Source organism: Halomonas sp. 3H (assembly GCF_024206005.1).
GTDB classification, from domain to species: Bacteria; Pseudomonadota; Gammaproteobacteria; order Pseudomonadales; family Halomonadaceae; genus Halomonas; species Halomonas campaniensis.
Genome location: NZ_CP100360.1, coordinates 37,813 through 50,230, shown reverse-complemented (window position 1 = coordinate 50,230; position 12,418 = coordinate 37,813). Strand labels below are relative to the sequence as shown.

The window sequence follows — 12,418 nt, the reverse complement described above, 5'->3', positions numbered from 1 at the left end:
ATCAGTCTCCTCCCAGGGCAGTCTTCAGGGCAGCGTTGAGGGTGGCCTCGAGGTCGGCGGGGTCGAGTCGCTTCCAGCGGGCCGCCACGTGGCGGTCGGGGCGCGCCAGGTAGGCGCTGCCGGGCTCGGCGCCATAGCCGGCGAACAGGCTGCCATCCACGTCGACCAGGGTCTCTTCATCCCCCGGCGAGCGCGCCACCCGCAGCAGGGTGAGGTCGTGGCCCCGTGCCTGCAGCGCCTCCACGCCCTGCCGCAGGGCCGGCTCGACGCGGCCGTCTTCGCTGAAGTGCAGCAGGGTGAAGCCGGTGCCGAGGTGGTCGAGCAGGAAGTCGTCATCGCCCAGGCGGCGATTGATCAGCGGCGCCCCGGGCACCGGGCCGGCGGTGAAGGCCGGGTCGTCGGCCAGGGTCAGCGGGCTCTCGGCGTAGGTGTAGGGAGTCACCTGGCGGGGGTTGGCGAAGCCGCTGGCGTAGTCGTTGTGGAAGGCCAGCGCCAGGGCGGCATCGCGCATCAGCGCATGACCACGGGTCGGCGGCGTCATGAAGCGGGTGCTCTTGCCGGCGTTGGCGAAGACGTCCAGGGTGGCGCCGCGCCGCTCCGGGCTGTAGCTGTCGAGCAGGGCATCCGGGGCCTGGCCCTTGAGCACCCAGGCGAGCTTCCAGCCGGCATTGGCGGCATCGGCCAGGCCATTGTTGAGGCCACGCACGCCGAAGATCGGCACCAGATGGGCGCTGTCGCCGATGAACAGCACTCTTCCATGTCGATAATCATCCAGCGCCAGGGTGTAGGCCTTGTAGAGGCTCCACCACTCCAGCTCCCACTCCTCGCTCTCGTGCATCACCTCGCGGATGATCAGGCTGACCTTCTCGCGGATGCTGCCCTCCTCCACCGCCTGCTCCGGGTCCTCGTCGGGTCCGAGCTGGTAGTCGATGCGCCAGATGTCATCGGGCTGCTTGTGCACCAGGATGGTGGCGTCGGGCAGTGCCTGCGAGTGGAAGAAGGCGCGGCGCTCGGTGGGAAAATCCGACTTGAGGCGCACGTCGGCGATCACGTAGCGGCCCTCGTAGGCCTGGCCGTGCAGGGAGAGCCCCAGCGACTCACGGATGCGGCTGCGCCCGCCGTCGGCGGCCAGCAGGTAGTCGCAGGCCAGCGCATAGTCCCCCTCGGGGGTGGTCACCTGGAGGGTCACGCCGTCGGCATCCTGCTCGACCCCGGTGACCGCGCTCTGCCAGCGCATCTCGATCAGACCGCTCGCCTGGGCCTTGTCGATCAGGAACTGCTCGATGTACTGCTGCTGCAGGTTGACCATCGGGGCGTAGCGCTCCTGGTCGGAGTGCGGCATGCGAAAGCGATAGATCTCGCGGTCGCGGAAGTAGGTGCGGCCCTGGGTCCAGCCCAGCCCCTTCGCCGTGAAGGGCGCATCGACGCCGAGCTGCTGGAGGAGCTCCAGGCTGTGGCGGGAGATGCAGATGGCCCGGGAGCCGTCGTTGACGGTGGCCTTGTCGTCCAGCACCACCGAGGCGATGCCGTGGCGGGCCAGCTCCAGGGCGGCGGTCACGCCCACCGGCCCGGCACCGACGATGGCCACCCGGTGACGCACCGCCTTGCCCTCGAGCTCGGGAGGACGAACGAAGGGGAAATGCGGATAATCGAAGTAGAGCGAATCGGTCTCGGCGCGTCCGGCGGGTCGCATGGCCTCTCTCCTGTCAGGGGTCGGCGTTGTTGTGTGATGAGATAGCTGTCTGACGTCGAGGCAGCGTATCCCCGGGCCGAGCCGCTCCCTGTCCCGTCAAAGAGGGGACAGAAGCCCCACTCCCTGCGACGAAGGTGGCAACCCTGACAACCGCATCCACGACAGGCGACTCCCCGGACTGGCCGGCGCTGCTGGCGGCCGTGGCCGAGTGCGTGGGCCACCTGGGCAGCGCGCGCTTCGAGGAGAAGCTGATCGCCCTGCTGCACCGGGGGGTGGGCATCGAGCAGTGCATCCTCTTCGCCTACGCCGAGGGCGACAGGATGGCGACCCGGCTGGTGGACAACTCGCGCTATCCCAAGGTCGCCGGGCGCCTCGCCGCCCTCTATGCCGGCGGGCTGTTCCGCCAGGACCCGCACTATCCCCGGCTGCGCCGCCTGCTGGCGGAGGGGGACGACGAGTCCGCGGGAGAGCTCGCGCCCATGCAGGCCGAGACCATGTCGCCGGCCTATCGCCGCCACCTCTTCGCCTTCCCCGACCTGGCCGACAAGGTCTCGCTGCTGATTCCCGCCGGCAGCGTCGTCTACTACCTCAACCTCTACCGGGACCTCGGCCGGGGGCGCTTTCGTCCCGAGGAGCTGGCGCACCTCGGGGAACTCATGCCCCTGCTGGCCAGCCTGATTCGCCGCCACTACCGCCAGGCAGGCCCCGCCGCCCTGCCCGCAAGCCCCGAGGAGGCCACGGCGCTGGCACCGCTCTCCGCGCGGGAGCGCCAGCTCTGCCTCCACCTGCTGCGCGGCCACACCCTCAAGACCGCCGCCGCCGAACTCGATGTCGCCCTCTCCACCGCCGAGACCTACCGCAAGCGCGCCTACGCCAAGCTGGGCGTGCGCTCCAGGGCGGCGCTGGTGGGGCTGTGTCGGCGGGGGTAGGCGCACGACAGGGTGGCGCCGAAAGCGAGAAGCCCCGGCACGGGGCCAGGGCTCTCGGAAGCAGGGCGGTTTCTCTTCACTCGGCGGCGCGGCGCTCGAAGGCCTCGGCGTTGGGGCAGAAGCCGCGGCACTCCTCGACCTCGGCGCCGGCGCGCATGGCCTGCCAGCAGTGGCCTACCACGGGGCAGGCGTTGCAGGTGTCGCGCAGGGCACCGTAGCCCGGCTGGACGGCCAGGTCGGCATCCTGCAGGCCGAAGCGCTGCATCATCACCGGCATCAGGGTCTTCGCCGGCACGAAGCTGGTCGGTTGACCCGCCCCCAGCTGCCGAGCCATCTCGCGTTCGAAGCCCTGCTCCAGGGAGGCGTCGAGGTCGGTCAGCAGTCGCTGGTAGGTCTTGCCCGCCTCGTGCTGGACGTCACGGACCAGCTGGGGCGTGGAGGCGGCATAGCACCGCTCGGTCAGACGCTCCCACCAGCTAGTACGCTTGATCTGTGCAGTGGCCATGGTGATGCTCCCGTCGGGTGATCGTGTGTCTGGCCTCAGTATCGACCCGCGGGAGCCTCGCCGCCTTGACCGAGGTCAAAATAGTTTCAAACGAAACTACATGGCGCTATTGTCGACCACATCCTCCGGCCCCATGCCGGGCTCCTCGGCCGCCCGCTCCAGCTGCTCGCGGAAGTGCGCCAGCGCCCCGCTGCCGTCCACGTCGCGGCGTGCCGCCTCGGCCACCCACTGGTCGGGCAGCTCGGCGGCCATGGCCTTGAAGCGCTCCACTTCGGCGTCGGGCAGCTCGATGAAGGTGTTGCCCTGCTCCCGGGCGAACTCCACCCCGCGCACGTCCACGACGTCCATCATGTAGCCGAACAGCCTTGAGAGCCGCTCGCCGGAAACCGATGCGATGGCCTCCCGGTCCTCGTCGGAGAGCGACGCCCAGGTGTCGGGGTTCATCACCAGGGAGAAGCTGCCCCGATAGAAGCCGCCGGGCATCTCCACCGTGTAGGGCAGCACCTCGGCGAGGCGGAAGCTGCGCAGCCCCTCCAGGGTCAGCATGGCGCCATCGATGACGCCCTGGGTGGCGGCCTCGTAGGTGCCGCCAGGCGGCAGGGCCACGCCGCTCAGCGACAGGGCGCCGGAGATGTCGGCCATGATGCCGCCGCCGATGCGCACGCGCTTGTTGGCCAGGTCATCGAGGTCATCGATGCCCTCCCTCAGGAAGAGCGTCCCCGGGCCATGCACCCCCAGGCCGATCAATTCCACGCCGCGATGCTCCCCCGCCTCGGCGAAATACTCGTGATGAGTGCGCCAGTAGGCCACCGAGGCCGCCTCGGAGGAGAACTCCTCGAAGGTGGGCAGCTCCGGCAGCTTGGTCAGTTCGAAGCGCCCCGGCATCAGGCCGTGGAAGAGCCAGGTGGCATCGGCCACCCCGTCGGCGATCAGATCCATCTGGGCGCCGGGCGGCCCCATGTCATGCACCACGTTGACGGTCACGCGCCCCTCGGTGGCCTCTTCCACCCAGTTCGCCCAGGTGGGCCAGACGATGGTGTTGACGCCGTGGTTGGGGCCGGCCCAGGTGCTGACCTGGAGCTCGGTGGCCAGGGCCTGGGAGGAGAGTGAGAGCGCGCCCAGGCCCAGCAGGGCGGAGGCGGCGGTCAGGGTCACCAGCTTTTTCATTGTTGGATTTCCTTGTGGTGGGTGTGGTTGGCGTACCGGTCATCGGGATGCCGGCGCTAGAGCGCCAGCACCAGTCGCTTGCCCCTGGCGCGGGAGCAGCAGGTCATGAGGCGATCCTGTCCCTCGCGCTCCGAGGCGGTCAGCACCTTGTCGCGGTGGTCGACCTCGCCGTCGAGGACCGCCACCTCGCAGCTGCCGCACAGCCCCTCCTCGCAGTCGCTGGGCACGTCGATACCCGCGGCGCGCAGGGTCTGCAGCAGGGTGCGGTCCCGGGGCACCTCCAAGGTCAGGTCGGAGTCGGCCAGGGCGACCTGGAAGGCATGCTCCCGCTCGGGGTCCAGGGCCGTGCCCTCGGCGGAGAAGTGCTCCACGTGCAGGCTGCCCTCGGGCCAGTGGCGGGTCTGCTGGGCGAGGGCGTCCAGCAGTCGCTCGGGGCCGCAGGCGTAGATCCGGCTCCCCTCTCGCGGCTCGGCCAGCAGCGTCGCGAGGTCGAGCCGTGCGCCCTCGGCCCCGGGGTAGAGGCGCAGGGCCGTCCCGTGGTCGCGCGCCAGGCGCTCCAGGAAGGCCATGGTGTCGCGGCCGCGCCCGGCATAGTGGAGCTCGTAGGGCTTGCCCAGCGCCTTGAGCCGGTCGGCCATGGCGATGATCGGGGTGATACCGATGCCGCCGGCGATCAGCAGGTAGCGCTCGGCGCCCTCGTCCAGGCGGAAGTGGTTGCGCGGGCCGCGCACCTCCAGCGCAAGCCCCTCCTTCACCGCCTCGTGGACCCAGCGGGAACCGCCGCGGCCCTGGGGCTCGCGCAGCACGGCGAGACGCCAGTCGCCGCTGTCGGCCGGGCCGCAAAGGGAGTACTTTCGCGTCTCCCCGCTCGGCAGCACCAGGTCCAGGTGGGCGCCGGGGGACCCGGCGGGCAGCCAGCCCCCAGCCGGGTCGGCCAGGGTCACGCCGAGGATCCCCTCGGCCTCGGGCACGGCGCGGGTGACCCTCACCCGCCGCACGATGGCGCGGCTCTCGGGGGCGCCGATCGGGAAATCGCGCTGGGCGGTGCGCACCGCCGGGTCGCGGCGCTCGGGGTTGCGGGCCGGGTCCCAGCAGACCCGGAGCGCCTCCGGGCCGCGGAAGGAGGTGTTGGGCAGGAAGGTGAAGGTCTGCTCCTCGAGCTCGAGGTGCGGCAGGCGGCGGGTGAACTCCTCGAGGAAGATCCGCATCTCCAGGCGCCCCAGGTTCTTGCCCATGCACTGGTGGCTGCCGTAGCCGAAGGTCAGGTGGTCCACGGCGTTGTCGCGGTAGATGTCGAGCTCGTCGGGATTCTCGAAGTGGCGCGGATCATGGTTGGCCGAGGCGGTGACCATCAGGATCCTGCCGCCCTCGGGAATGGTCACGCCCCCCACCGCCACCTCGCGGGTGGCAATGCGGCGCCAGGCCACCACCGAGCCGGAGTGACGCAGGCACTCCTCGGCCGCAGCGGGAATCAGCGCGGGGTTGGCACACAGCTCGGCCCACACCGCGGGCCGGGAGAGCAGCTGACGGAAGGCGTTGGCGGTGGCCAGCGCCGTGGTCTCGTGGGCCGCTACGATGATCGCCATCATCATCGAGTGCAGGTAGCTGTCGGTGACGACGTCCGGCTTCTCGCGGTTCTTGGCGATCATGTCGTACATCCAGCCGTGGCCGTCCGGGCGCGCCTGCATCCGGCGCAGCACCTCGCCGGAGTACTGCCAGAACCGGCCGACCCCCTCGGCCACCTCGACCTGTTGCGCCGGGGAGGGCCGCCCCCAGGTGTTGAGGGTGTGGGCCACCGAGAAGCGCCTGAGCTGCTCCATGTCCTCCTCGGGCACGCCCAGGAAGTGCAGGGCGACGGTGAGCGGCACCTCCCAGAACAGCTCGGCCACCAGGTCGGCGCGGCCGCGGTCGATGATGGCGTCCAGCCGCTCGCGCACCAGCCGCCGCACCATCGGCGCATGGGCCTCCAGCGCCTCCGGAGTGAAGGCATCGAGCAGCTCGCGGCGCCGCGCCATGTGGGCCGGCTCGTCCTCGTTCACCAGGGTGCGGTGCATGCCGTAGTCGTAGCGCTTGAGCACCGCGAGGGCCTCGTCGCTGGGCGGCGTGATCTTCTCCAGGGCGATGGAGGGCGAGAAGGTGAGGTTGTCACGGAAGATCGCCTTGATGTCGTCGTAGCGGCTCACCACCCAGTAGCCGAGCCTCGGGCTCCAGAACACCGGCTCCTGGTCCCGCGACCAGCGCAGCGCCTCGGCGGGGTCGAGCTGGTAGGGGCGGTCGAAGGGATCGAAGGCGGCCGCCTGCGGCGACACCGGGCAGCCGTTGGGGGCCGGCTCGTTGACCCGGTGGAAGGGGCAGCCGCCCGCCTCGGCAGCGGGCTGGGAAGGGGCAGAGGTCATGCTGGGCTCCGTCTGGGTCGGTGCGGCGACGTTGCTTCTCTTGGCCTTGTCGTGACTGGCCTTACTTTTACTTTTATCGCACGCTTTGTTCTAATCAACGCACAATGCGAAAAATAGGCCCCTTTCCCGGCGACGTCAACCGTGCCCCGGGAGCCGCACGGGGCCGCTCACGACGCCCAGGAGGTCGCCCATGTCCACCACCCTGCAGACCCTCGACCGCGGCCTGAACGCCCTGGCGATCATCGCCGAGCAGGCCGACGGCCTGAGCGTGGCCGAGCTGGCCGAACGGCTGGCGGTCCACCGCGCCATCGCCTACCGCATCGTCACCACCCTGGAACAGCACGGCCTGGTGAACCGCGGCCGTGACGGCCTGCTGCGGCTGGGCGCCGGGATCAGCCTGCTGGCGTCGCGCTTCGAGCCCCAGCTGCGGGCCCTGGCCCAGCCGCGCCTCAAGGCGCTGGCGGCCGCCACCCGGGCCACCGCCTTCCTCTCGGTCGCCCAGGGCGAGGAGGCCGTGGTGATCCTGGTGGCGGAGCCCGACGACGGGCTGCTGCGGGTCGGCTACCGCGTCGGCAGCCGCCATCCGCTCAGCCTGGGCGCGGCGGGTATCGCCATCCTCGCCGGGCGCCCCGCCGAGACGGGCGAGGCCGAGGCCGTCACCCGGGCCCGCCGGGAGGGCTACAGCCTGACCCGGGGCCAGCTGCAGCGCGGCGCCGTGGGGGTGGCCAGCCCGATCCCCGCCGATCCGCGACGCAGCGGCGTGGAGGCCTGCGTGGGCGTGGTGGCCATGGACGATCTGGAGAGCGACACCGCCATCGCCGAGGTGATGGCCGCCGCCCGGGCGCTGGCCGCGCTGGTGGCCCCCGGCGACGCCGCGGCCCCGTGAAGCCGGCGCCGCGGCGGAGTACACTAGCGGCCGTCCACTCCCCCGCCAGCCGAGGCCGCGCCGATGAGTTCCCACCTGCTCTCCGTCGATTCCCTGACCCGTGACCATGTCGACCACCTGATGCGGGTCGCCGCCCGCATGGAGCCCATCGCCCAGCGGCGCCAGGTCACCCGCGTGCTGGAGGGCGCCGTGCTCGGCAACCTCTTCTTCGAGGCCAGCACCCGCACCCGGGTCAGCTTCAACGCCGCCTTCTGCCGGCTGGGCGGCAGCGTCTGCGACACCACCGGCTTCACCTTCTCCTCCATGGCCAAGGGCGAGTCGCTCTACGACACCAGCCGGGTGATGAGCGGCTACTGCGACGCCATCGTGATGCGTCATCCCGAGCTGGGCTCGGTGGCGGAGTTCGCCGCCGCCACCAATGTGCCGGTGATCAACGGCGGCGACGGCCCCGGCGAGCACCCCAGCCAGGCGCTGCTCGACTTCTACACCATCGACAAGGAGTTCACCCGGCTGGGCAAGAAGCTGGCCGGTGCCCACGTGCTGATGACCGGCGACCTCAAGTTCGGCCGCACCGTGCACTCGCTGATCAAGCTGCTCTCCCTCTACGCGCCGCTGCGCATCACCCTGGTGGCCCCGCCGGGGCTCGAGATGCCGAGCCACCTGGTCGACCTGGTCACCTCCCGCGGCCACCGCGTGGAGCAGCGCGACAGCCTGGCCCAGGACTATGCGGACGTGGACGTGGTCTACACCACCCGCATCCAGAAGGAGCGCTTCACCGCCGAGATGAGCGAGGGATTCAGCCTGTCGCGGGACTTCACCGTGGACCGCACCTTCCTGGACCGCCGCTGCGGCCGCGACACCCTGGTCATGCACCCGCTGCCCCGGGACAGCCGCCCGGACGCCAACGACCTGGACGTGGACCTCAACGGTGACCCGCGCCTGGCGATCTTCCGCCAGACCGACAACGGCATCCCGGTGCGCATGGCGATCTTCGCCACCCTGCTGGAGGTGGACGAGCTGATCGAGCAGGACCTGCGCCCGGTGCGCTGGTTCGTGCCGGCCCGCGTGGGCGTTGACGACCGGGAGCTCTGACGGGAGGCACTTCGGCGCGCTTCGCCTATGCTGATGACGATCAGGGGCTCGGCCGCCAGCCGGCCCCGCTGTCCCTTTCAGGAGGAGAGATTCCCATGAGCCTGCGACGCGCCTATCACCTGCTTGCCCTCTTCTACACCTGCCTGCTGCTGGTGGGGCTGATCGCGCTGCTGGCCGGCGGCGGCACGCCCATGGCGCTGGCGCACCTGGTGGTGGGTGCGCTGGCGGTAGTGGGGCTGTGGGGCTACATCCTCAAGCGCGGGTTCATGGGGCCCCGCATGTGGCGCCCCCTGGCGGCGGCGCTGGCGGTGGGGGTGGTGCTCCAGCTGTTCGTGCTGCTGAGCATGCCGCTCTCCGGCACGCTGACCACCTGGATGCTCACCAGCACGGTGTTCGCCGCGCTGCTGGTGGTGATCCTCTACCGCTACGGCGACCGCGACCAGGCGATCTGGGCAACGCCGGAGGAACTCGAGGCCGCGCGGCAGCTGGAGACGCTGCTGGAGGGTCAGCCGCAACTCGAGGCGCAGAAGCGCGAAGGCGGCAGGGAGGCCAGCGTGCGGGTGGTGAAGGCCGGCGGCGAATACCGGGCCAGCGTCACCCGGCGCGGCGAAGGAGCGCAGGAGAGCTTCGAGGAGCGCTTCCATCACCCCGCGACCCTGGTGTTCTTCCTGGAGAAGTTTACCGGCATTTCGGTGAACGACTTTCACCGGGCCGACCCGGCCTGACCCCGTCGTTCAGCGTCCGGGCAGCCCCTCCCGGGCGGCGAACCAGCGCTCGACGATCAGCACGGCGCTGATGCCGTCGACGCCCTCCTCCCGCCAGCTGCCGCGGTGGCCACGCTGGCGGGCGATCACCTTGGCCTCGCCGGTGGAGCCGCGCTCGTCGACCATCTCGCAGGGCACGCCAAAGCGGCCAAACAGCCGCTTGCCGAACTTGCGGGCGCGGGTGCTCATCGGCTGCTCCTCGCCCGCCGCGGTCAGCGGCAGCCCCACCACGAAGAGGTCGGGCTGCCAAGACTCCACCAGCCGCGCCACCTGATCCCAGTCCGGAATGCCGTCTCGGGCCGGCAGCGGGTCGAGCTCCCGAGCGCTGGCCAGCAGCTCGTTGCCCACTGCCACGCCGATGCGCCGGGTGCCGAAGTCGAACCCCAGCACCAGCCGCTCGCCTTCCCGCGCCATCAGCGTCGCCCTGCCATCACCCCACGCCTCGGCATCAGGAGTGCCCCGCCTCGCGGGTCATCAGGTTGAGATCCACGCCGAGGATGCCGGCAGCGGCGCTGAGGCGCTGCTCCGGTGGCACGTCGAAGAGGATATCGGGACGCCCCTCCACGGTGAGCCAGGCGTTGTCCAGCAGCTCCTGTTCGAGCTGGCCTGACTCCCAGCCGGCGCAGCCCAGGCAGATCAGGAACTGCTCGGGACCCTCGCCCGCCGCCAGCGCCTGAAGGATGTCCATGGAGGTGGTCAGAGCGATGTCCTCGGCCACCTGGATGCTGGAGTCCCAGGCGGCGCTGGTGCCGCGATGCAGGATGAAGCCGCGATCCTTGTGCACCGGGCCGCCGTAGTAGACCGGCGCGTTGCGGTGCGGGCTCTCCTCACCGCCCAGCTCGAGCTGCTCGAAGAGCGCCTCAAGGGTCAGCTCCAGCGGCCGGTTGACGATGACGCCCATGGTGCCCTTCTCGTCATGGTCGCAGAGGTAGCTCAGGCTGCCCGCGAAGTTGGGATCTTCCAGGTGCGGCATGGCCAGCAGGAAGTGGTCTCTCAGGCCGAAGTTTTCCACTGATTGCATGTGACTCCCCGGCGGTCCTAACGCACGCCGTAGTGATTGCCTTGGCCGAACCGCCAGACGCGGGTGATGGAGAGGCTGTCCAGGTCACCCATCCCCCGGTCGAAGGGGCGATAGGGCGCGGCGCCATGGACGGTATCCAGCGCGGCCTGGTCGAGTTCGGCGTGTCCCGAGGATTGTACCACCTCCGCCTGGCGAAGCTCGCCGTCCCGGCCAATCACCACGCGGATGCGCAGCTGGCCCTGCAGGTGGCGCGGCGCGGGGTGGACCCGGTTGCCGTAGTCCTCGACGCGTCGCGTCCAGTCGTCGATGTAGCGGGCCTCGGCGGCCCGCTGGGCGGCCAGCTGCGGGCTGTCGGCGGCAGGGCCGGGCGCCTGGGGCGCCAGCCCCTGCTCGCGGATGCTCTGGGTGGCCTGGGCCAGCAGGTCACGCCCCGAGGCGGAAGGCGCCGCGGCGCTGGGCGGCGCCGCGGCATCCGCCGCCTGGGGGGCACTCTCGCGGGGCTCGGGTGGCATCTCGGTGTCGCGCGGGGCCTCCGCGGCCGGCGGGGCGGCCTCGTCGGGCAGCGCCTCGGGCTCGACCCGGGCGGCCTGCTCCGGCTCCGCCGGGGTGGCCGGGTCGACATCGCTGGCGCTCTCCTGCACCGCCGGCAGCGCCTCCATGGGGGCGGCCAGCGACTCCGCCGGCGCCTCGTCGCGCTGTTCGCCGGCGGCCTGCTGATCCGCCTCGGCGATGGCATCAGCCTCCACGGGCGCCGGCGCCGGGCGAGTCACCAGCACCACGTCGAGGCTCGTGCGCTCGGCGGGCGGGGCGGCGAACTGCCAGCTCGCCACCACGCCGATCACCGCCAGATGCAGCAGCAGCGCCGCCGACCAGGCCAGCCAGCGGCGATACGGCCGGGTGACCGGCGCATACTGGATGGGATCGCTGACGGTGGCGCTCATGGGCGGCCTCCCGGCTCCGAGTGCTAGGCCCGCTGCCCGGCGAGCCGACGCTCGATGGCGTCCAGCAGCAGCCCGGCGATGTCGGTGCCGCGCTGGTCGTCGATCTCGCGCACGCAGGTGGGGCTCGTCACGTTGATCTCGGTGATGTAGTCACCGATCACGTCGAGGCCGACGAACATCAGCCCCTTCTCGCGGATCATCGGCTGCACCTGACGGATCAGCCAGTGGTCGCGCTCGGTGAGCTCGCGGCTGACCCCGGTGCCGCCGGCGGCCAGGTTGCCACGGGTCTCGCCGGCCATGGGCACCCGGGCCAGGCCATAGGGCACCGGCTCGCCGTCCACCAGCAGGATGCGGGTATCACCCTCGGTGATCTCGGGGATGTAGCGCTGGGCCATGATCTGGCGCTGGCCTCGCTCGGTGAGGGTCTCGATGATGGCGCCGAGGTTGCGACCCTCAGGCTGCACGTGGAAGATCCCGCTGCCGCCCATGCCGTCCAGGGGCTTGAAGATCACGTCTCGGTGCTCGGCGTGGAAGGCACGCAGCACCGGCTCGCTGCAGGAGACCAGGGTGGGGGTGCAGCACTCGGGGAACTGCTGGGCGAAGAGCTTCTCGTTGCACTCGAGCAGCGCCCGGGTCGGGTTGACCACCAGCACGCCCTCACGCTCGGCGAAGCCCAGCAGGTGCACGGCGTTGAGGAAGTGGGCGTCCACCGGTGGATCCTTGCGCATCAGGATCACGTCCAGCTCGGCCAGGGGGCGCGCCTCGGGCTCGCCCAGGTCGTACCAGTGGGCCGGGTCGCGGTACACCTCGAGGTCGCGCAGGCGGCCGAAGGCGCGACCGTCGCGCAGGAAGAGATCCCCCTGCTCCAGGTAGTGAAGCGACCAGCCACGGTCCCGGGCGGCCCACAGCATGGCCAGGGTGGTGTCCTTCTTGTAGGCGATGTCGGCGATGGGGTCCATCACTACACCGATCTTCAGGGCGCGTTCGCTCATGGGCTCGGGGTTCCGGTCGAGAGAATGGATGG

The 12,418-nt window shown here is 70.9% G+C and carries 12 protein-coding genes; 4 read left to right on the top strand and 8 right to left on the bottom strand.

Annotated features, from left to right (window positions below):
• Window position 1: 1 nt before the first annotated feature.
• Window positions 2-1,693 (bottom strand): FAD-dependent monooxygenase, encoded by a 1,692-nt coding sequence (locus NFC98_RS00225; RefSeq protein WP_254276274.1) that lies wholly within the window; start codon window positions 1,691-1,693, stop codon window positions 2-4.
• Between the two features lie 134 nt (window positions 1,694-1,827).
• On the opposite strand from NFC98_RS00225, the gene NFC98_RS00220 reads away from it, so the two are divergent.
• The gene (locus tag NFC98_RS00220) at window positions 1,828-2,622 is read left to right on the top strand and encodes a LuxR family transcriptional regulator (protein ID WP_254276273.1); all 795 of its coding nucleotides are present in this window, start codon (window positions 1,828-1,830) and stop codon (window positions 2,620-2,622) included.
• A 76-nt stretch (window positions 2,623-2,698) separates the two neighbouring features.
• Here NFC98_RS00220 and NFC98_RS00215 read toward each other — a convergent pair whose 3' ends face one another.
• The 3 genes from NFC98_RS00215 to NFC98_RS00205 all read right to left on the bottom strand — a co-directional run bounded on the left by NFC98_RS00215 (window position 2,699) and on the right by NFC98_RS00205 (window position 6,690).
• Window positions 2,699-3,127 (bottom strand): hypothetical protein, encoded by a 429-nt coding sequence (locus NFC98_RS00215; RefSeq protein WP_254276272.1) that lies wholly within the window; start codon window positions 3,125-3,127, stop codon window positions 2,699-2,701.
• Window positions 3,128-3,223: 96 nt separating this feature from the next.
• Entirely contained in the window at window positions 3,224-4,294 is a 1,071-nt protein-coding gene (locus NFC98_RS00210) for a TRAP transporter substrate-binding protein (RefSeq protein WP_254276271.1), read from the bottom strand.
• A 56-nt stretch (window positions 4,295-4,350) separates the two neighbouring features.
• Entirely contained in the window at window positions 4,351-6,690 is a 2,340-nt protein-coding gene (locus NFC98_RS00205; protein ID WP_254276270.1) for a cytochrome P450/oxidoreductase, read from the bottom strand.
• Window positions 6,691-6,880: 190 nt separating this feature from the next.
• Here NFC98_RS00205 and NFC98_RS00200 point away from each other — a divergent pair, with 190 nt between their 5' ends.
• From NFC98_RS00200 to NFC98_RS00190, 3 genes are all read left to right on the top strand, one after another.
• Window positions 6,881-7,576 (top strand): IclR family transcriptional regulator, encoded by a 696-nt coding sequence (locus NFC98_RS00200; protein WP_254276269.1) that lies wholly within the window; start codon window positions 6,881-6,883, stop codon window positions 7,574-7,576.
• A gap of 63 nt (window positions 7,577-7,639) precedes the next feature.
• Window positions 7,640-8,668, top strand: coding sequence for an aspartate carbamoyltransferase (pyrB, locus tag NFC98_RS00195; RefSeq protein WP_254276268.1), 1,029 nt, complete (start codon window positions 7,640-7,642; stop codon window positions 8,666-8,668).
• 95 nt (window positions 8,669-8,763) lie between these two features.
• On the top strand, window positions 8,764-9,393 hold the full coding sequence (locus tag NFC98_RS00190) for a hypothetical protein (RefSeq protein WP_254276267.1): 630 nt from the start codon (window positions 8,764-8,766) through the stop codon (window positions 9,391-9,393).
• Window positions 9,394-9,402: 9 nt separating this feature from the next.
• On the opposite strand, the gene ruvX is transcribed toward NFC98_RS00190, so the two are convergent.
• From ruvX to gshB, 4 genes are read right to left on the bottom strand one after another with little or no spacing between them, the layout of a single operon-like run.
• Entirely contained in the window at window positions 9,403-9,846 is a 444-nt protein-coding gene (gene ruvX / locus NFC98_RS00185; protein ID WP_254276266.1) for a Holliday junction resolvase RuvX, read from the bottom strand.
• 34 nt (window positions 9,847-9,880) lie between these two features.
• The gene (locus tag NFC98_RS00180) at window positions 9,881-10,453 is read right to left on the bottom strand and encodes a YqgE/AlgH family protein (RefSeq protein ID WP_183329858.1); all 573 of its coding nucleotides are present in this window, start codon (window positions 10,451-10,453) and stop codon (window positions 9,881-9,883) included.
• A 17-nt stretch (window positions 10,454-10,470) separates the two neighbouring features.
• Complete coding sequence (locus tag NFC98_RS00175; RefSeq protein ID WP_254276265.1) at window positions 10,471-11,394, bottom strand: TonB family protein; 924 nt, start codon at window positions 11,392-11,394, stop codon at window positions 10,471-10,473.
• Between the two features lie 23 nt (window positions 11,395-11,417).
• Complete coding sequence (gene gshB, locus NFC98_RS00170; RefSeq protein ID WP_254276264.1) at window positions 11,418-12,386, bottom strand: glutathione synthase; 969 nt, start codon at window positions 12,384-12,386, stop codon at window positions 11,418-11,420.
• Between the last annotated feature and the right edge of the window lie 32 nt (window positions 12,387-12,418).